Annotated in this window: 22 protein-coding genes and 1 other RNA gene; 7 read left to right on the top strand and 16 right to left on the bottom strand. The window is 22.6% G+C overall.

Annotation, left to right across the window (positions count from 1 at the left end; translation table 11 throughout):
* Positions 1 to 3: 3 nt before the first annotated feature.
* Complete coding sequence (locus tag NHG04_00805; GenBank protein ID WGH27522.1) at positions 4 to 543, top strand: OmpH family outer membrane protein; 540 nt, start codon at positions 4 to 6, stop codon at positions 541 to 543.
* Positions 544 to 548: 5 nt separating this feature from the next.
* Positions 549 to 949, top strand: a transfer-messenger RNA (tmRNA) gene (gene ssrA / locus NHG04_00800).
* Between the two features lie 9 nt (positions 950 to 958).
* On the opposite strand, the gene NHG04_00795 is transcribed toward ssrA, so the two are convergent.
* Entirely contained in the window at positions 959 to 1,753 is a 795-nt protein-coding gene (locus tag NHG04_00795; protein WGH27521.1) for a glycogen/starch synthase, read from the bottom strand.
* Positions 1,754 to 1,802: 49 nt separating this feature from the next.
* On the opposite strand from NHG04_00795, the gene topA reads away from it, so the two are divergent.
* Positions 1,803 to 3,530 carry a type I DNA topoisomerase gene (gene topA / locus NHG04_00790; protein WGH27520.1) on the top strand — a complete coding sequence of 576 codons (1,728 nt, stop codon included), beginning with the start codon at positions 1,803 to 1,805 and terminating at the stop codon, positions 3,528 to 3,530.
* Here topA and lepA read toward each other — a convergent pair.
* Genes lepA through rpmB form a run of 5 tightly spaced genes read right to left on the bottom strand, consistent with a single transcriptional unit; the run spans position 3,527 to position 6,731 of the window.
* Positions 3,527 to 5,314 carry a translation elongation factor 4 gene (gene lepA / locus NHG04_00785; protein WGH27519.1) on the bottom strand — a complete coding sequence of 596 codons (1,788 nt, stop codon included), beginning with the start codon at positions 5,312 to 5,314 and terminating at the stop codon, positions 3,527 to 3,529. The genes topA and lepA overlap by 4 nt on opposite strands.
* 10 nt (positions 5,315 to 5,324) lie before the next feature.
* The gene (ftsY, locus tag NHG04_00780; GenBank protein ID WGH27518.1) at positions 5,325 to 6,197 is read right to left on the bottom strand and encodes a signal recognition particle-docking protein FtsY; all 873 of its coding nucleotides are present in this window, start codon (positions 6,195 to 6,197) and stop codon (positions 5,325 to 5,327) included.
* The gene (locus NHG04_00775; GenBank protein ID WGH27517.1) at positions 6,181 to 6,330 is read right to left on the bottom strand and encodes a DUF4295 family protein; all 150 of its coding nucleotides are present in this window, start codon (positions 6,328 to 6,330) and stop codon (positions 6,181 to 6,183) included. Before NHG04_00775 ends, ftsY begins: the two co-directional genes overlap by 17 nt.
* Positions 6,330 to 6,512 carry a 50S ribosomal protein L33 gene (gene rpmG, locus NHG04_00770; GenBank protein ID WGH27516.1) on the bottom strand — a complete coding sequence of 61 codons (183 nt, stop codon included), beginning with the start codon at positions 6,510 to 6,512 and terminating at the stop codon, positions 6,330 to 6,332. Before rpmG ends, NHG04_00775 begins: the two co-directional genes overlap by 1 nt.
* Positions 6,513 to 6,518: 6 nt before the next feature.
* Entirely contained in the window at positions 6,519 to 6,731 is a 213-nt protein-coding gene (gene rpmB / locus NHG04_00765; protein WGH27515.1) for a 50S ribosomal protein L28, read from the bottom strand.
* A 106-nt stretch (positions 6,732 to 6,837) separates the two neighbouring features.
* Between rpmB and serS the strand changes: the two genes are divergently transcribed.
* Positions 6,838 to 8,088, top strand: a complete 1,251-nt coding sequence (gene serS / locus NHG04_00760; GenBank protein WGH27514.1) for a serine--tRNA ligase — start codon at positions 6,838 to 6,840, stop codon at positions 8,086 to 8,088.
* A gap of 1 nt (position 8,089) precedes the next feature.
* Positions 8,090 to 8,962 carry a methylenetetrahydrofolate reductase gene (locus NHG04_00755; protein ID WGH27513.1) on the top strand — a complete coding sequence of 291 codons (873 nt, stop codon included), beginning with the start codon at positions 8,090 to 8,092 and terminating at the stop codon, positions 8,960 to 8,962.
* Here the strand turns inward: NHG04_00755 and fabD are convergent.
* Positions 8,946 to 9,842: an ACP S-malonyltransferase gene (gene fabD / locus NHG04_00750; protein ID WGH27512.1), complete on the bottom strand. Its 897-nt coding sequence runs from the start codon at positions 9,840 to 9,842 to the stop codon at positions 8,946 to 8,948. The two genes, NHG04_00755 and fabD, sit on opposite strands and share 17 nt — an antisense overlap.
* Positions 9,843 to 9,878: 36 nt before the next feature.
* On the opposite strand from fabD, the gene NHG04_00745 reads away from it, so the two are divergent.
* A complete protein-coding gene (locus NHG04_00745) occupies positions 9,879 to 10,658 on the top strand; it encodes a TatD family hydrolase (GenBank protein WGH27511.1) in 780 nt (259 codons plus the stop codon).
* Positions 10,655 to 11,902: a tyrosine--tRNA ligase gene (gene tyrS, locus NHG04_00740; protein ID WGH27510.1), complete on the top strand. Its 1,248-nt coding sequence runs from the start codon at positions 10,655 to 10,657 to the stop codon at positions 11,900 to 11,902. The genes NHG04_00745 and tyrS overlap by 4 nt, the downstream gene beginning before the upstream one ends.
* Here tyrS and NHG04_00735 read toward each other — a convergent pair.
* From NHG04_00735 to ruvA, 9 genes are read right to left on the bottom strand one after another with little or no spacing between them, the layout of a single operon-like run.
* The gene (locus NHG04_00735) at positions 11,899 to 13,128 is read right to left on the bottom strand and encodes a malate dehydrogenase (protein ID WGH27509.1); all 1,230 of its coding nucleotides are present in this window, start codon (positions 13,126 to 13,128) and stop codon (positions 11,899 to 11,901) included. The genes tyrS and NHG04_00735 overlap by 4 nt on opposite strands.
* Positions 13,122 to 13,502 carry a FixH family protein gene (locus NHG04_00730; protein ID WGH27508.1) on the bottom strand — a complete coding sequence of 127 codons (381 nt, stop codon included), beginning with the start codon at positions 13,500 to 13,502 and terminating at the stop codon, positions 13,122 to 13,124. The genes NHG04_00735 and NHG04_00730 overlap by 7 nt, the downstream gene beginning before the upstream one ends.
* Before the next feature lie 56 nt (positions 13,503 to 13,558).
* The gene (locus NHG04_00725) at positions 13,559 to 14,422 is read right to left on the bottom strand and encodes a c-type cytochrome (GenBank protein ID WGH27507.1); all 864 of its coding nucleotides are present in this window, start codon (positions 14,420 to 14,422) and stop codon (positions 13,559 to 13,561) included.
* A gap of 12 nt (positions 14,423 to 14,434) precedes the next feature.
* Positions 14,435 to 14,605 (bottom strand): cytochrome oxidase, encoded by a 171-nt coding sequence (locus NHG04_00720; protein ID WGH27506.1) that lies wholly within the window; start codon positions 14,603 to 14,605, stop codon positions 14,435 to 14,437.
* A 1-nt stretch (position 14,606) separates the two neighbouring features.
* Complete coding sequence (gene ccoN / locus NHG04_00715; protein WGH27505.1) at positions 14,607 to 16,775, bottom strand: cytochrome-c oxidase, cbb3-type subunit I; 2,169 nt, start codon at positions 16,773 to 16,775, stop codon at positions 14,607 to 14,609.
* Positions 16,776 to 16,922 carry a cbb3-type cytochrome oxidase assembly protein CcoS gene (gene ccoS, locus NHG04_00710; protein ID WGH27504.1) on the bottom strand — a complete coding sequence of 49 codons (147 nt, stop codon included), beginning with the start codon at positions 16,920 to 16,922 and terminating at the stop codon, positions 16,776 to 16,778.
* Positions 16,923 to 16,960: 38 nt separating this feature from the next.
* Positions 16,961 to 19,345: a heavy metal translocating P-type ATPase metal-binding domain-containing protein gene (locus NHG04_00705; protein WGH27503.1), complete on the bottom strand. Its 2,385-nt coding sequence runs from the start codon at positions 19,343 to 19,345 to the stop codon at positions 16,961 to 16,963.
* Position 19,346: 1 nt separating this feature from the next.
* Positions 19,347 to 20,474: a GTPase HflX gene (gene hflX / locus NHG04_00700; protein ID WGH27502.1), complete on the bottom strand. Its 1,128-nt coding sequence runs from the start codon at positions 20,472 to 20,474 to the stop codon at positions 19,347 to 19,349.
* Positions 20,475 to 20,496: 22 nt separating this feature from the next.
* Positions 20,497 to 21,078: a Holliday junction branch migration protein RuvA gene (ruvA, locus tag NHG04_00695; protein ID WGH27501.1), complete on the bottom strand. Its 582-nt coding sequence runs from the start codon at positions 21,076 to 21,078 to the stop codon at positions 20,497 to 20,499.
* Positions 21,079 to 21,100: the final 22 nt, after the last annotated feature.

Below are 21,100 nucleotides of genomic sequence, written 5' to 3'. Positions count from 1 at the left end.
ATTATGAAAAAATATAAAATATTAATGTTTATATTGATAACATCTATAGGGACTATAGTATTATCTAATAAAGTATTATCTAATAATAATAATAAGATATATAATACTGCTAATATCACTCCTTATAAAATTGTTTGTGTAAATAGTATTGAGGTTTTAGAAAAAATACCTGAATATATTAAAGCTAAAAAAGAATTAGAAAAAATAATAGCAAATCATCAAAATTCATTAAAAGAAATTAATAATGAAATAGAAATGTTATTATTTAATAATAAAAAATCATATTCAGATTTTAAATCAAATTTGATGGATTTATATAAAAAAAGAGAAAAACTTCAACAAATGATTACTAATGATTTATCAAATAAAGAAAAAGAATTATTATTTCCTGTTTTTCAAAAATTTGATTTAGCATTGAAAAATATAATGAATAAAGATAAAACAATTATGCGTATAGATGATAGTAGTCCTGGAAAAGGAATATTAATTAATATTGGTCCTGATATTACAAATCAAGTAAAAAAAGAATTAAAAATTAATTAATATATGGGGCTGAATTTGGATTTGACAAGAAGATAAATATAACAATTAAGCATATCGTGTCAAATATAAGATATACACGTTAATCTTGTCTTATAATTAATTAAATGGCAATAATAATTTTGCTCTCGCTGCTTGATAAATAAACATTTATCATAGCTTTATTTGTTAATATACAAAAGTGAGATATCCCTCCATAATGTTTGCCTTACTGCATTGGATACAGGGATACTAATAAGTAAGGTATAAAAGTCGATGTCTCTAAGACTTTTGTAAAAAAAAAGAGACTGATATGTAGTTTAGGATGCTGATAATACTAAATTACAAAAAACTAACTATCAGCTAAATATGTAGAAATATTGTTATGTTTCTTCTATGGACGCGGGTTCAAATCCCGCCAGCTCCACAAAAAAAACCCTTATTTAAGGATTTTATTATATATAGATGATATATCTTCTATTTTAGAAGAAAATAATTTTATTTTATTTTTTTTTCTTTGAATAAAATTTTCAATTTCGGGTAGTAAGATTTCATCTTCTTTTATTATATAATCAGAAAAATATATGCATAATTTGGTTAAATTAATGTAATTAGGATTTTTTTTAATATATTTGAAAAAATTAATACCATCGTTTTTTATCTTTTTAATAAGATTATTATTAAGATTTCCTTTAAAATAATTATTAAAAATAGATGCTAAAATTTTTACTTTTTTGTATATTACATGATTTTTATAATATAATTTTACATATAATGGAATTAATGAACTTATCCATCCATAAATATGAATAACATCTGGTATCCAATTTAATTTTTTTACAGTTTCTAACACACCTTTTGTAAAAAATAATGTTCTTTCATCATTATCTTTGAATAGATTGCCTTTTTCATCTTCATATATAGCTTTTCTTTTGAAATATTCTTCATTGTCTATAAAATAGACTTGTAAACGTTCTGATGGTATAGTAGCTACTTTTATTAATAAAGGTTGTTCTATGTTATCTATAACTAAAGTTGACCCTGATAATCTAATTACTTCATGTAATTGATGACGTCGTTCATTAATAATGCCAAAACGAGGAATAAATATACGTACATCATTTCCACATGAATGCATTAATTTAGATACTTTTAAAGTAGTTTTAGAAATAGAATTATGGTTAGAATATGGAAATATATCAGATGATATATACAATATACTTTTTCCTTTCATGTAGCATTTATGTTAATAAACACAAAGTTATGTAATTAATAAACAACAAATGGTTATAATAAACAACTTGGTAATAGTTGAATCTCCTATTAAAGCTAAAACAATTCAAAAATATTTAGGAAAGAATTTTTTAGTAGTATCTAGTTTTGGTCATATTGTAGATTTACCTAAAAAAAATTTAGGAATCGATATAGAAAATAATTTCAAACCTAAATATGAAATTAATAATCTAGAAATAGTTGTTAAACTAAAAAATATGGTTAAAATTGCTAATATTGTATGGTTAGCTACTGATGAAGATCGTGAAGGTGAAGCTATTTCTTGGAATCTGTATAAAATATTAGAAATTAAATCTGAAAAAATGAAACGTATTGTTTTTAATGAGATTACAAAAAAATCTATATTATATGCTATTAAAAATCCTAGATCAATTAATTTAAATTTAGTTAATGCCCAACAAGCTAGACGAATATTAGATCGTTTAGTAGGATTTACTCTATCACCTATACTTTGGGCTAAAATAAAAAATGGATTGTCTGCTGGACGTGTTCAATCAGTAGCTTTACGTTTAATAGTTGAACGCGAAAAAGTTATTAATAATTTCTTAAAAACTACATATTATATAGTATTTGGTTTTTTTCTTACAAAAGATGGACAATTAGTAAAAGCAAAATTAAATAAAAAAATAAATAATAAAGAAAATGTAAAAGAATTTTTTAATTCTTGTATTAATTATAATTTTGTTGTTTCTAATATAGAAACTTTTTTAACAAAAAAAAGTCCAGAACCACCATTTACAACTTCTACTTTGCAACAAGAAGCATCAAAAAAATTTGGATATTCAGTATCATTAACTATGAATATAGCACAAATTTTATATGAAACAGGTTATATTACATATATACGTACAGATAGTACTCATATTTCTGAAGAGGCACTGATTGATTTACAATCTTTTATTATTTCAAATTATGGAAAAAATTATTTTTTTTATAGAAAAAATAATAATAAAAATAAATATGCACAGGAAGCACATGAAGCAATAAGGCCTACAGTAATAACTAAAAAAACTTTATCTACAAATAATAAATATATTTTACGTATTTATGAATTAATATGGAAACGTACGGTATCTTGGCAAATGTCTTACGTTGATTTAGAAAAAACTAATATCTATATTAGCACACCTACTAAATATAAATTTATCATTCAAAATGAAAGGATTATTTTTGATGGTTTTTTAAAAGTCTTTAATGAAAATTTTGAAAAAAAAAATATAAACTTAAATGAAGGAGAAATATTAAATAATATTAAATTATCAGCATTACAACAATTTACTGAACATCCACCAAGGTATAATGAAGCTTCATTAGTCAGGACTATGGAAAAATTAGGTATAGGAAGACCATCTACATATGCATATATTATTTCAATAATTCAAAAAAAAAAATATGTGAATATTATTCATAATAATATTGAAAAATTCAATGAAATTATAGTCCTTTATAAAGGAAAAATTATTTCTACTTTAAATAAAAAAAAGAATAAAAAAACCAATAAGTTTTTAGTTCCTACAAATATAGGAATTATAGTAACTGATTTTTTAAAAAAACATTTTAAACAAATATTAGATTATAATTTTACATCAAAAATAGAAAATAAATTTGATAATATTGCAAAAGGTAATCAATCTAAAATTGAACTTATTAAAGAATTCTATGAAAATTTTTACAAAAAAGTAAAATATGTTAAAGAACATGTTGATAAATTACATTAATCTTTAAATTTAAATACTTCCATAAAAGTATATTTTGGAATTTTTACTTGTCCTATTTTACGCATCTTTTTTTTTCCTTTTTTTTGTTTTTCTAGCAATTTACGTTTACGTGAAATATCTCCTCCATAACATTTAGATGTAACATCTTTGCGAAGAGCTTTTATGGTTTCTCTAGAAATAATTTTACTACCAATAGCTGCTTGAATAGGAATATCAAATTGTTGTCTTGGAATTAAATTATGTAGTTTTTCACAAATTTTTTTTCCAAATTTAAAAGCATTATTTTTATGTACTAAAGCTGAAAGAGCATCAATATTTTGATAATTTATCAATATATCAATTTTAACTAAATCAGAAATTCTATGTTCTAAATAAGTATAATCAAATGAAGCATACCCTTTAGATATAGTTTTTAATTTATCGTAAAAATCAAAAATTACTTCAGATAGTGGCATTTCAAAAATTAATTCTACTTTTTGGTTAGTTATATAATTTTGTTTTTTAATATGTCCACGTTTTTCTATACATAAAGATATAATTTTACCAATATAATCTGTAATAGTTATAATTGAAGCTATTATATAAGGTTCTTCTATTTTTTCCCAATTAGGAAATTTAACTAAATCTGAAGGACTATTTAATATATAGTTTTTTTTTTTAAAAAAAACTTTATATGAAACATTAGGGACAGTAGTTATAACTGTAATACCATATTCACGTTTAAGACGTTCTTGTATAATTTCCATATGAAGCATTCCAAGAAATCCACATCTAAAACCCATTCCTAATGCTATTGAATGTTCAGGTGTCAAAGTAATAGAAGCATCATTTAAACGTAATTTATCTATTGATAAACGAAGTTCTTCATATTCATTAGCATTTTCAGGATAAATACCAGCAAATACCATAGATTTTACCTCTTTAAATCCTTTTATAGAGTATAATGAAGGATTTTCAAATGTAGTTAATGTATCACCTACTTTTATTTCATTAGTATTCTTTATACCAGTTATCACATAACCTATATCTCCAGTGTGTATAATTTCTTTAGGAAAATAATTTAATTTAAAATTACCTATTTCATAAGCATATGATATTTTATTGGTGGCCATAAATTTAAGTTTTTGTCCTTTGCAAATAACACCATTTTTAACCCTAAAAAAAACTTCTATTCCTCTAAAAGGATTATAGATAGAATCAAATATTAACGCTTGCAAAGGAGCATTAGGATCTCCAGAAGGATTGGGAATACGTTTAATAATATTTTCAATAATATTTTTTATACCATATCCTTTTTTAGCACTAGCATAAATTATATCATTAGGATTACATCCTATTATATTAATAATATCATTAGTAATTTTATCAATATTTATATTAGGCAAATCTATTTTATTTATTATAGGAATAATAGTTAAACTATTTTCTAATGCTAAATACAGATTAGAAATAGTTTGTGCTTGCATTCCTTTAGTAGCATCTACTACAAGAAGAGCACCTTCACAAGCATAAATAGAACGTGATACTTCATATGAAAAATCTACATGTCCCGGAGTATCAATTAAATTTAATATATAAGTTTTTTCTTTGTATTTATGTTTCATTTGTATTGCCTTACTTTTTATTGTAATTCCTCTATCACGTTCTAAAGGCATATCATCTAACATTTGATCCCTTTTATCTTTATCCATTACAGTGTTTGTATATTCTAATAAACGATCAGCTAAAGTACTTTTACCATGATCTATATGAGCAATAATGCAAAAATTACGAATGTACTCCATAAAATTTTTATTATAAAAAATTTTTTATAAATGAATTTACAAATTGATATTTATCAAATATGATTAAATCTTTAATATCTTCACCTATTCCAATATAATTAACAGGAATTTTGAATTGATCTGATAGACTAATAATTATCCCCCCTTTTGATGTGCCATCTAATTTAGTAACAATTAATGATGATACATTTGTAGATGATATAAATTCTTTAGTTTGTTCAACTGAATTTTGTCCTATAGATCCATCTAAAACCAGTATAATTTCATTTGGTCCTGAAGGTAGAAGTTTTTGTATAGTACGTTTAATCTTTGATAGTTCATTCATTAAATTTATTCTATTGTGTAATCTACCAGCAGTATCTATCAATACAATATCTATATTTTTCTGTTTAGCTAATTGTATAGTTTCAAAAACTACGGAAGAAGGATCACAATTATATTTATAATAAATAATTGCCCCAGCTTTTTTAGCAAAAAAACTTAATTGATCTGAAGCAGCAGCTCTAAATGTATCTGCTGCACTTATTATAACACTAAATCCTTTTTGTTTAAATAAATAGGATAATTTTCCTACTGTGGTAGTTTTTCCTACCCCATTTACTCCCACAATCATAATAATATAAGGATTTTGTGAGTGTTTTATATTAACCTTTGGAGTTTCATGTAATAATGTTAAAAGTTCTTCTTTAAGAAGAGATACAGTGATTAAATTATTTTTAATTAATTTTTTTTTTATATTCTCAATAATTTTAAAACTAGTTTGACTACCTATATCAGAAGATATTAATATTTCTTCAAGTTCTTCAAGTTTAAGAATTTTATTTGTTTGTTTTTCATTGGTTTTAAACAAAAAATTTTTAAACCAATTAAATATGTTTTTCATTAAAAAAATTATCTACATTTTCAATAGAAATTATTTTTTCAGTAAATTTATATCCATTAGGAGATTTTACCATACGTATAGTTTTGACCATTTTTTTATTTTTTATTTTGTTTTCAGTATTTTTTTTTGACATTATTTAATTTCTTTATGTATAGTATTTTTTTTTAAAATGGGATTATATTTTTTTAATTCTAATCTATTTGGGGTATTTTTTTTATTTTTTGTTGTAATATAACGAGATATTCCAGAAATACCATGTTTTTTGTGTTCAGTACATTCAAGTATTACTTGTATTCTATTTCCTTTTTTTGCCATATTATTTTATTTAAATTTTTTTAATGCTTTTTCAATACCCAATTTATCTATTAATTTTAAACCTGCTGCAGAAACCTTCAATTTTATCCATTTATTTTGTAATAAAAATTTTTTTTTTTTTAAATTTATAGAAAAAATTCGTTTACTTTTATTATTAGCATGAGAAATTTTATTACCTATAATTGGTTTTTTTCCTGTTACAACACATATTTTTGACATGATTATAATATAATTTAATTTATTTATAATATAGTAAATTTCTTTTTTCATATACATATCGTAACTACGTTTTAAAATTGTATTATATATTTATATAAAAAAAAATATGTTGCAGGTATCCTTTATTAGGAATAATACAGAAAAAGTTTTATCAGGACTTGATAAACGTAATTTTTTAAAAAAAAATTTAATTAATGAAATTTTATGTTTAGATAAAAAAAAAAAAAAAACACAAATACAATTAAATAATTTGTTAGAACAATCTAATAATTTTTCAAAAGAAATAGGAAAAAATCTGAATAAAAAAAAAGATGTTAATTTATTATATAATGAATCTGTTATTCTTAAAAAGAAAATAAAAGAAATTAAAAATAAACTTAATGATATTACTAATATCTTAATAGATAAATTGATTCAAATCCCTAATATTCCTAGTGAATATGTCAGTAAATCATCAAGTGAAATTATATATCAAGAAATAGATTTTAAATATGAAGATATAATGCTTCCACATTGGGAATTATCTAAAAAATTTGAATTATTTGAATTAAGTAATAAAATTACTACTACTGGTTTTCCCGTTTATATTGGGTTATGTGCAAAATTACAACGTAGTTTAATTCAATTTTTTTTAGATAAAAATATTCAATCAGGTTATTTTGAATATTATCTTCCATATCTTGTTAATAGTATATCGGCTTATTCAACTGGACAACTTCCAGATAAAGAAAATCAAATGTATCAAATTAAAGAAGATAATTTATATTTAATTCCTACTGGTGAAGTACCATTATTGAATTTTTATAGAGATAAAATTTTTTTATATAATGAACTACCTATTAAAGCTACTACTCATACTTCTTGTTTTAGACGTGAAGCAGGTTCTTATGGTTCTAATGTTAAAGGATTAAATCGGGTTCATCAATTTGAAAAAGTAGAAATAATTCAAATCACTACATATGAAAATTCTTATGTAGCTTTAGATGATATGGTTTTGCATATTAAAAATATATTAAAAATGTTAAAATTACCTTTCAGAATATTACGATTATGTGGTGGACAACTTGGATTTACTGCAGAAATAACATATGATTTTGAAGTTTATGCTGCAGGTCAAAAAAAATGGTTAGAAGTTAGTTCAGTATCTAATTGTAACACTTTTCAAAGTTATCGTTTAAAGTTACGTTATCGTACAAAAGATAATAATATAAAATATTGTCATACTTTAAATGGTAGTGCTTTAGCTTTACCACGTATTTTAGTAGCATTATTAGAAAATAATCAAATGATAAAATATATAAAAATTCCTGAAGTTCTAATTCCTTATACTGGATTTAATCAAATTAAATTAAAATAATATGAAAATTATTGAACATATTGCTAATGCCAAAAACAAAACATTAGTTTCTTTCGAAATTTTGCCTCCATTAAGAGGAGGGAGCCTTGATAGTATTTTTAATATGCTTAGTATTTTAAAAGAATTTAATCCAGCATTTATTAATGTTACTTATCATATAAATAAAGAATTTATATCTCGTAGACCAGGAACTATTGGTATTTGTGCATCCATTATGAATAAATATAATATTGATACTGTACCTCATTTACTTTGTTTAAATAAACAAATTATTGAAGATTTATTAATTGATTTATATTTTTTAGGAATTGAAAATATTTTTGCTTTAAGAGGAGATTCAACTAAATATAGTCATGCTATAAATTTAGTTAAACAAATAAATTATTTAAATAAAGGTAAATATATATATATTGAAGGTGGACATTCATCTAATTTCTGTATTGGTGTAGCTGGTTATCCAGAAAAACATTTTGAATCACCTAATCTAGAAACAGATATTTTATATTTAAAAGAAAAAGTTGAAGCTGGAGCAAACTATATTATTACTCAGATGTTTTTTGATAACAAAAAATATTTTAATTTTGTTGAAAAATGTAGAAAAGTAGGTATTAGAGTGCCCATAATTCCAGGGATAAAACCTATATCATCAAAATATCAATTAAATACTTTACCTGCTAACTTTTATATTAATATTCCTGAAGAATTAGTAAAAGAAATAAATAACTCTAAAAATGAACAATCAATTTATAAAATTGGTATTGAATGGGCAATTCAACAATCTAAAGAATTAATAAATTCTGGTGTTAAAATTATTCATTATTACACTATGGGAAAACATGATAATATTTATAGTATTCTTAAAGAGATATTTTAAAATTTTGTGTATATACAGATTTATTAATCTTTTTTACTAAAGATTGTAAAATATTTCTTGGTCCTATTTCTATAAAAATATTTGCACCATTTGATATCATATTTTCTACAGATTGTTTCCATTTTACAGGATTTGTTAATTGATTAATAATATTTTCTTTTATTTTGAAAGGATTTGTTGTTCCTAAAGCATTTATATTTTGATATATAGGACAAATAGGATTTTTAAAATCAAGTTTGCTAATGTAATCGGCTAATTTATCACGTGCTGGTTCCATAATAGGTGAATGAAAAGCCCCTTCTACTGGAAGTAGAATTATTTTTTTAGCTCCTTTTAATATTAATAATTCACAAGTTTTCTTTATTGCTGTTGTTTCACCCGAAATTACTAATTGACCATTACAATTATAATTAGCAGTTACTACAATACCAGAAACTTCTTTGCAAGTATTTTCAATTAAATTATCTTCCAATCCCAATATAGCGGCCATATTAGATTTAATATTTTTACAGGCTGTTTCCATAGCTAATGCTCTTTTATATACCAAATTTAAACATGTTTCAAAATCTAATACTCCACTTATTGTTATAGCAGTATATTCTCCTAACGAATGTCCAGCTATCATATCTGGTACCCAGTTTAATATTTTGTTTAATATTTTGTAAGCAATAAAAGAATATATATAAATTGCTGGTTGAGTAATTCTTGTATATTTTAAATAATGGCCATATTTTTTGTCCAATAGATATTTTGTAATATCAAATCCTAATATTTTGTTAGCTACATTAAATAATTTTATAGCCAAAGGATAATATTTATATAAATATATTCCCATACCAGGAAATTGAGAACCTTGTCCAGGAAATATGTATGCTTTCATATTTATTAATTTTATTAATTTTAAATAAAAATTTTTATGAATATTATAGATACTCATGTTCATCTTTATGATGAACAATTTAAGAATGATATAGATAATGTAATTAAACGTGGCTTAGAATTTGGTATTAAACATTTTTATCTTCCTTCTCTTAATAAGAATACTATTAAACCAATGTTAGAATTAGAAAAACGATATTACAATATATGTTATCCTATGATAGGATTACATCCAATATATGTACACCCTAAAACAATCAATTTAGAATTGGATATAATTAATAATTTGCTTAATAAACATTATTTTGTTGCAATTGGTGAAATTGGAATTGATCTTCATAAGAATAAACAATTTTTACATGAACAAAAATATGCATTTGCTACTCAAATATCTTGGGCTAAGAAAAAAAAACTACCTATAGTAATTCATTCTCGCAAAGCTTTTAATGAAATTTTCAATATTCTTGAAGAAGAATATTCGAATTCTACTATAAAAGGTATATTTCATTGTTTTTCTGGAACTTTAAAACAAGCTAATAAAATTATTAATTTGGGTCTTAAATTAGGAATAGGTGGTATTATTACATATAATAATAATAATATTGATAATTTTTTATCTAAAATTCCTTTAGAATCTATTGTAATGGAAACTGATGCACCTTATTTAACTCCAGAACCTTATAGAAATAAACGAAATGAACCATTTTACTTAAAGTTTATTTTAAATAAAATTTCTAAAATTTATGGACTTTCTTCAGAAGAAATAGCTATTATTACAACTAAAAATGTTGACGATATTTTTAAAACGATTTTATGAAAAAAATATTAAATGAACTTACTTGGAGAGGTTTAGTACAAAATTGTACACCAGGAATATATTCAGAATACAAAAAAATAACACTTTATACTGGATTTGACCCAACATCAGATTCATTGCATATTGGTAATCTTGTTCCTATTTCAATATTAGTTCATTTTCAAAATGCTGGTCATAACCCTTTAATTATTATTGGTGGAGCTACAGCTATGATTGGAGATCCTTCATATAAAAATACTGAAAGACAATTGTTGAATAATGATGTAATAGAAAATAATATTAATAGTATTAAAAGTCAGTTAGATCGTTTTTTAGATTTTGAATTACTTAATAATTATGAGTGGATAAAAGATATTTCGTTTTTAAACTTTGCACGTAATATTGGTAAATATATTACAATTAATTATATGATAGCTAAAGATTCTGTTAAAAAACGTTTATATAATAATGGAATGTCTTTTACTGAATTTACCTATCAATTAATTCAAGGATATGATTTTTTATATCTTTATAAAACAAAAAATTGTCTACTACAAATAGGTGGTTCTGATCAATGGGGAAACATTACTACTGGCATAGAGCTAATTAAAAAAAAATTTTCAGTAACAGCTTATGGATTAACTGTTCCATTAATTACTAAAAATGATGGTAGTAAAATAGGTAAAACTGAAAAAGGAACAAATATTTGGATTGATCCACAACGTACTTCACCTTATAAATTTTATCAATTTTGGTTAAATATATCAGATAATGAAGCTGAAAAATTTATTAAATTTTATACTTTTTTATCTCAATTTGAAATTGAAAATTTAATTATAAAACATAGACAATCACCTAATAAAAGATTATTACAAAAAAAAATAGCTTCTGAAATAACAAAATGGATACACGGAAATAAAGCTTATGAAAAAGCTGTTAATACTTCATACATACTATTTAGTAAAAATATAGATGAATTAAAAAAAATAAATAAAGATCTATCTATTTTTAACGGAGTTCCTAAAGTAGAAATAAGTAAAGAATATTTAGAAAAAGGAATTACAATTGTTGATATTTTAGTAAAATATAGCAATTTTTTATCATCAAAAAATGCAGTTTATCGTCTTATTAAGAGTAAAGCTATATTGGTTAATAAAACTATTGTATATGAAAATATGTGTTTAACCACAAAGGACTTAATTGCTGAACGTTATATTTTATTACAAATAAGTAAAAAAAATTTTTTTATTATTAAAGTAATTTAAAAATTTTTAATTCTATTAATTAATTGTTTTTTATAATTATCCCAATTAGTAATATTGTCTCTTGCTACTCCAGAATCAATTGCTGCTTTAGCTACAGCTAAAGATACATATATAATTAAACGTTTATCAAAAGGTTTAGGTAGAATGTATTCTTTATTAAATGATAATTTATCTACAGGTTCTTTTGTTAATTTAGCTATAGATTTTATAGCTGCTAATTTCATTTCTTCGTTAATTTTTTTTGCTTTAACATCTAATGCTCCTCTAAAAATATAAGGAAAACCCATGACATTGTTAACTTGATTAGGATAGTCACTTCTTCCTGTTGCTATAATTAAATCATTACGAGTTTTTATAGCTAAATTATATTCTATTTCTGGATCAGGATTTGCAAGAGCAAATACTATAGGATCTTTAGCCATACTTTTCAACATGTAGGGACTTAATACATTTTTAACTGATAAACCAATAAATATATCAGCACCTTTAATTGCATCTTCTAAAGATATCTTAGAAGTTTTTACAGAAAATTCTTTTTTTTCTTTATTTATATCTGTTCGTTTATTATGAATAATACCTTTACTATCACACATTATTATATTTTTTACTCCTAATTTTTTATAAATACGTGCACAAGAAATAGCAGCTGCACCAGCTCCATTAATAACCATTTTGATATTTTCAATTTTTTTATTAACTAACTCTAAAGCGTTAAGCAATGCAGCTCCTGAAATAATAGCAGTACCATGTTGATCATCATGCATTATAGGAATATCTAGTTCTTCTTTAAGAATATTCTCTATTTCAAATGCTTCTGGTGCTTTAATATCTTCTAAATTTATTCCTCCAAATGTAGGAGATATAGCTTTTATTATTTGAATAAATTTTTTTGGATTATCTTCATTAATCTCTATGTCGAATGCATCTATACCAGCCAAAATTTTAAATAAAATAGCTTTACCTTCCATAACAGGTTTAGAGGCTAATGCTCCTATTTTTCCAAGTCCTAATACAGCTGTACCATTAGTAATTACTCCTACCAAATTACCTTTTGATGTGTAATTATATACTGTTTTAGGGTCTTTGAAAATTTCATTGCAAGGTGCTGCTACACCAGGTGAATAAGCTAAAGATAAATTATTATAATCTTTAGTGGGATATATTTGTATTTTTCCAGCTGGAAATTTTCTATGATAATTTAGAGCTTCTAATTTTTTATTTACCATTTTATATATGTTTTTAAACAATATTTTTTTCCATTTGAATTCCAACGTAATATAAGTTGGTAAACTCCTTTTTTTAATTTATTTGCATATATAAAGGTTTCTCCTTGAGAATTTAATTTTAATATTTGATAACTATCCCATTTTTTATTTGATGGTCTTAATAAAATTATATAACCTTTAGTATTTTTATAATTAAAAAATTCAGGAAAACATATTTTAATACCATAATACATAATTTTTATATCAATTTTTTTAGATAAATTAGTTGTATTTTGACACTCATCAATAATTTCTTGATATTTCATTTCTTCTTCATAATAATTGTCTGAAACTAATTCACTTGTAATATTTGATTTAAAAAAGGCAATATACATTATAAATAATATAAAACTAATTAATATAATTATTCCAAAATAATATATATAATTTTTCATTTGTTCCAAATTATTTTTTTTCCTTCAGGAACTTTTGCATTTTTAGGTTTTTTAGTATTTTGATTTATAAAATAAACATAACTAGCAATTTTTTCCAAATCATTACCCTTAATTTCTCCATTAGCTCCAAAAGCTCGCATAGTAGGATTATTTTTACTGCCATACCATATAATATAAAATATATTTTTAAAAAGATCATCTTTTTCTTTATTGATCCAATAATCATCTGTAAGATTAGGACCTAAATTACCACTACCATCAGAATTATGACAAATAGCACAATTTTCATTAAATAATTTTTTTCCTTCATTTATTAATTCTTTTTTAAAAGTTGCAGTGTTTATAGTTGCTTGAGGACGTATTTTTTCATATAAAGTAACTTCTAATAATTGTTTTTTATAAGCCACTTCATAATCTTTATAAGGATTAGCAAAATCGGTAAAAAAATATGCATAAATATAAATTATTGAAACTATAATAGTAAAATTAAAAATATATATCCATAATTTAGGTATTTCATTATTCATTTCAATAATTCCATCAAATCCGTGATCAATTTTTTCTATTTTTTCTTCATTAGAAGGTGGTAAAAAACCTGTTTTATATAATCTTATTAAATAATTTTCACTGTTTTTCTTTATAAGTATAGATCTTTCTTCTTCTGAAAGAAATTTTAATTTGTAATTATATATTATACTGTTTAATGTTTCTACTATTAGTAATAGTATTATTATTATAATAAATATGCTAATAGTTAGAGTATTATAAACTAAATTACCATTTGTCAATATATAAATTGTAATAATAACTATTGATAGTGTAAAAGAAATATTTATAATAAAAGGTATTCTAGGTTTCATAATAAATTTAATTTAATTTTTATCTAATGGAATATTAGAAATACCTTTATAATAAATTTTAGGTTTTTTATATACTAAATAAATTATTAAACAAAATATCAAAAAGAATATTAATAAAATTATTGATTGAATTATAATAAATATATAATTTTTTGATAAATATTGTTTAAAAAAAACAATCATATTATTTATCAATTTTTATATCTCGTCCAAGACGTTGTAAATAAGCTATTAAAGCAATAATTTCTCTTTTTTCTAAAGGAATAAATTTATCACATTGTTTTATTTCTTTTTTTATCTCAGGAGATTCACTATATATTTCTAATACAATTTGTTTTGCTTGTTTATCCATATCTTTATATGCATTTTTTATTTCTTCTTGTGTATATGGTACACCCAATTTTGCCAATGTTTTCATTTTATTTTGTATGTTAGATCTATCTAATTCATTAAATATTAACCATGGATATTTAGGCATAATAGAATTAGGTTCCAATGAACGTGGATTAAACATATGTTTATAATGCCATGAACTGGATTTTTTTCCACCTTCTCGTGATAAATCAGGACCAGTACGTTTTGAACCCCATAAAAATGGATGATCATATATAAATTCTCCTGCTTTAGAATATTCTCCATAACGAACTACTTCATCTCTAAATGGACGGATTTGTTGACTATGGCAACTATTACAGTTTTCTCTTATATATAAATCTCTTCCTTCTAATTCAAGAGGAGTATAAGGTTTAACATTTTTTATAATAGGAATATTAGATTTGACTACAAAAGTAGGTATAATTTCTATTAATCCACCAATAGCTACTACAATTAGCGATAAAATTGTCATTGTGATAGGTTTACGTTCAAGCCAATTATGAAGATATTTAGATTTATTATTAGATTTTAATAAAGTAGGTGCTTGAGTTATTTCATTATTAATAAAATATCCTTTTTGTATAGTTTTATAGATATTATATATCATAATAAATGCTCCTATTATATAAAGACTTCCTCCAATAAATCTTACAATATAAAAAGGTTTTAGAGCAATAACAGAATCAATAAAATTTTTATGAAGAAGAGTACCGTCTATTTTAAATGCTTTTAATATTTCTGCTTGTTTTACAGATCCCAAATACATTGGCATAATATATAATACTATACCTAATGTTCCTATCCAAAAATGGTAATTAACTAATTTTAATGAATATAATTTAGTATTCCATAGTTTTTCTATTAACCAGTATATTATACCAAAAGCCATAAATCCATTCCATCCTAAAGTCCCTAAATGTGCATGAGCAACAATCCAATCAGTAAAATGTCCAATAGAATTTAATGTTTTAGTAGCTAAAATAGGACCTTCAAAAGTCGCCATACCATAACATATAACAGACACAACAAAAAATTTTAGTATTGGATTGTTTTTAACAGATCCTCTTAATGTTAATAAACCATTTAACATTCCACCCCATGAAGGAGCTAAAAGCATTATAGAAAATACTGTTCCTAATGCTTGTGACCAACCAGGCAAAGAAGTATAAATTAGATGATGGGGACCTGCCCATATGTAAATAAATATTAAAGACCAAAAATGTATTATAGAAAGTTTATAAGAAAATACTGGATTTCCTGATGCTTTAGGAATAAAATAATACATTAATCCTAAAATAGGTGTAGTTAAAATAAACGCTACTGCATTATGTCCATACCACCATTGTATTAATGCATCTTGTACGCCAGCATAAATTGAATAACTTTTAAATGAAGTTAAAGATATAGGTAATTCAAGATTATTTAAAATATGTAACATTACCATAGCTGTCCACGTACTTATGTAAAACCAAATAGATACATAAAGATGTTTAACTCGTCTATTCAAAATTGTTCCTATCATATTAATACCATATATTAGCCAAACCAAAGTTATCATTATGTCTAATGGCCATTCATGTTCTGCATATTCTTTACTTGTATTAATTCCCATTAAAAATGTAATCCAAGATAGTAGAATAAATAATTGCCATCCCCAAAAATGTATCCAACTAAAAAGATCACTATACATTCTTGTTTTTAATAATCGTTGTAATGAATAATATGATCCTGTAAAAATTATATTTCCAATAAAAGCAAAAATAGCTGTTGTAGTATGTACTGCTCGTAACCTACCAAATCCTAATATACCATTAGAAAATTTTAAATTATTACCTATAATTAATTCTGGTAGGTCAGGATGAAATAACAATAAAGCTATTATTAATCCAGCTATAAATCCTATTATACCCCAGAATATAGTAGCATATAAAAATGCTTTTACGATTTTATTATCGTAATAAAATTTTTGTATTTGCATTTAATCTTCTTTATCGTCAAGTAATATACGTACAGCCTGTGAATCAATATCATCAAATTGTCCAGTATATACACTAATTATAAACATTATAAGAAATAATATACCTAAAAATATACTAGATGGTATCATTAAAAGTAATACATCCATATTAAAATTATTAAATTATAAATATATAATTTATTAAATTATTTTTTTTTATTTATAAAATAAGATATTATATAAGTAGATAATGTAGTAAATATAATAACTGATATTGAACTTATAGGCATAAGTATAGCTACAATAATAGGTGTTAAATATCCGTAAATAGCAAAACTTAATCCTATTAAATTATAAATAATACTAATTAAAAAACTTAATAAAATTATACGTATTCCAAATTTTGATAATTTTAATATATAATTAATTTTAGTAATGTTTTTTCCATCTATTAAAACATCACAACTAGGATAAAAATTATTTGAATTTTCAAATATTGCAATACCTACTTCACTTTGTTTTAAAGCTCCAATATCGTTAATACCGTCACCTAACATCATTACTTGTTTTCCTTTCTTTTGAAGATTAATTATATAATTAAGTTTAGATTCGGGACTTTGAAAAAAGTAAATTTTGCTTTTTGGTAATAAAGAATTTATATACGATTGTTCAGAATTATTATCTCCTGATAATATATGAATTTCATAATTGTTTTTAATTAATTGATTAAATATTTCTTGTATTCCTTTACGATATTTATTACTAAATAAAAAATAACCTAATATTTTTGATCCTATAGAAACGAATACTTTTGTTTTTTTTTCTGTTTTTTTTGATTTTGATGGATTTATATAATTTATTGATCCAATTTTTATTATTATTCCATTAATTAAAGCTTTCAACCCTTTTCCAGGAATTTCTTCAAAATGTTTAATTGAATAATATTTTTTACCAGGAATATATAAATGTTTATAAAGCATTTGGCTTAAAGGATGCTTTGAATTTTTTAATAATGAAATTATATATATAATTTCATCCTCAGTTAGTTTTTTTCCTACAAAAAAAATTTTTGTTTTATCTGTTTCAGTTATTGTTCCTGTTTTATCAAATACTAATGTTGTTATTTTAGATATGCGTTCAATAGTATAAATATCTTTAACAAAAATTCCTTGTTTAGCAAAAATCCGCATAATGTTACCTAAAGTAAAAGGATATGAAATAGCTAATGCACAAGGACAGGCTACAATCAATACTGAACATATTGTTGAATATATTTTAGATTTATCTAAAAAAAACCAATATACACCAGTAATTAATGAAATAACTATAATAATTATTGTAAAATAACGAGACCATATATTAATAATATTATACATTAATATTTTTTTCTTATAAGATTTTTTAGTCCATAAACAGTTTAAATAACTTTGATTTACTTCTTTAATAACTTTTAATATTATTGATTCTCCTTTTTGTTTACCGCCTGCATAAATTTTATCTCCAATTTGTTTTGAAATTAATCTAGATTCTCCTGTAATAAAACTATTATCAATCATTGCTGACCCATCAATTAAAATAGTATCAGATGGAATAATTTCTTCGTTACGTATTATAATTTTATCTCCTATTTTAATATTTGATATTAAAATATTTTCTTCTATACCATTATTATTAATACGAGTAACAGATATTGGGTAATAATATTTATAATCTCTGTCAAAATAAATAACTTGATAAGTTTTTTGTTGAAAAAATTTTCCTAAAAGAAGAAAAAAAATAAATCCAGTTAAACTATCTAAATAGCCTGATCCTATATTATATATAATTTCATAAATACTGCGAAAAAAAAGTATTAAAATTCCTAAAGTAATAGGAACATTAATATTAATGTTACGTTTTTTTATGCTTAAAAAAGCAGATTTTAAATAATCTATTGCAGAAAAAAATATTGATGGTAATGATAATATTATTATAATATAATGAAAATAATATTTATGAGTTAAAAACCAAGAATCATCATTATGACTTAAATATTCTGGAAATGTTAAAAGCATAATATTTCCAAAACAAAAAAAAGCTATTGCTATTTTATATAAAAGTTTTCTATAGATTAATAGATCTTTATTTTTATATTCATTATTATTATTAAATAATGGTTTATATCCTAATTGAGTAAGTAAATTAGCTATTTTACTTAAAGTGTAAGGTTTTTTTATATAAAGAAAAATTTCTCTTTGAGAAAAATTTACTATTGAGTGAATAATACTGGAATTAATTTGGGGTAAATTTTCGAGTAGCCATATACAAGAACTACAATGAATAGATGGAATAACAAATTTTATTATTGATATATTTTCATCATCAAATGATAGAAATTTTTCTATTATATCATTTTTATCTAAAAAATCAAAATAATAATTTTTATTATTAGGAATAATTCCTGGATTATTATTTAATTCATAAAATTTTTTTAAATTATATGTATTAATAATTTGATATACATTTTTGCATCCATTACAACAAAAAATTTTATCATCAAATGATTCTTGTTTAAGACAAGATTTTCCACAATGATAACAAATATTATTCAACTTAATTATTTTTTATATTTTTAGCATTTAAAAATAAAATATTTTTTAATAATGTTATGTTTTCTTTAGTATATGCAGATATAAACACTGATGGATAAAATTTTTTAGCAATATATGTTTCTTCCCATTTTTTTTCAAAAAATGAATTATTCAATTTAATTTTATTATTAAATATGCATTTATCTATTTTATTAAATACTATAATTTTTGGTTTATTTGCAGCTTGTATTTCAAATAATGTTTTATCAACTACTTTAATATGCTCTTCAAAATTATTATTAGATATATCTACTACATGCATAAGAATATCTGCTTCTCTAACTTCATCTAATGTTGACTTAAATGATTTAATTAATTGTTGTGGTAATTTTCTAATAAATCCTACTGTATCAGTTAATAAAAATGAATAATTATATATTACAATTTTTCGTACTGTAGTATCTACAGTAGCAAACAATTTATTTTCTGCAAATATATTAGATTTTGTTAAAACATTCATTAATGTAGATTTTCCTACATTAGTATATCCTACTATAGCAACACGTATCATATTTTTTCTATTATTTCTTTGAGTAGATCTTTGTTTATCTATTAATTTCAATTTCTTTTTAAGAATATTAATTCTATTACGTATTATTCTTCTATCTGTTTCAATTTCAGCTTCTCCAGGTCCACGTAAACCTATTCCTCCTTTTTGTCTTTCTAGATGTGTCCACATGTGAGTTAAATGTGGTAGCAAATATTGGTATTTAGCTAATTCAACTTGAGTTCTAGCATATGAAGTTTTTGCTCTTTGAGAAAAAATATCTAGAATTAATTTAGTTCTAGATATTATTTGACATTGAAAAATTATTTCAAGATTTTTAACCTGAGTTGGTGAAAGTTCATTATAAAATATAACAGTATTTATATTAGATATATTAATATAATTTTTAATATCTTCAATTTTTCCTGAACGTATAAAAGTTCGTGGATTAGGATAATATAATTTTTGTATAAATGTTTTATCAACTATAATGTTAGCAGTTTTTGCTAAAGATTCTAATTCTTCAAAATATTCTGGTAATATAGTTTCTGAGTTATTTATTATATAAATAATAATACTTTTTTTATATTTTTTTTCAATCATAATTAATTCATAATTAATTAATTTATGATAACTTTTTTAAAGTTTCTTTTATTAAGTCTTCAGTTGAAAGTTCAGGTGTTTTTTCAATAATGTCATCAAGTATTTGTTTTGTATTTTTTGTTGAAAATCCCAAAACTTTTAAAGCACTTAAAACATCTTCTTTTTCATTTTGTTTTAATAAATCTTTTTTATTATAAATGTCTGTTGGTATTTTATCTTTTAATTCTATAATTATTCTTTTTGCATTTTTTAGACCTATACCTTTTATTTTTAAAAAAGTATCAATTTTATTATTTAATATTGAATATACTACTTCTTTAGGAGTTAAAGATGATAATATTAAAATAGCATAATTAGGACCTATACCATTTATAGTTATTAAATAACGAAATATTTTTCGTTCAATTTTATCAAAAAAACCATATAATATATGGTTGTTTTCTTTAATAAAGAAATGTGTATATAAAATAATTTCTTTATTAGTATTAGATAATTTATGATAAGTATTAAGTGATATTCTAATAAGATAACCTATACCATTAATTTCTATAATTGTATAATTATGGTGTTTTTCTATTAATTTTCCTTTTATATATGTTATCATCTATGTAATCATTTTATCATAT

This window comes from Candidatus Bostrichicola ureolyticus (genome assembly GCA_029851125.1).
In the GTDB taxonomy this organism is placed as follows: domain Bacteria; phylum Bacteroidota; class Bacteroidia; order Flavobacteriales; family Blattabacteriaceae; genus Bostrichidicola; species Bostrichidicola ureolyticus.
The sequence above is the reverse complement of the archived record's forward strand: the minus strand, read 5'-3'. Positions and strand labels throughout refer to the sequence as shown.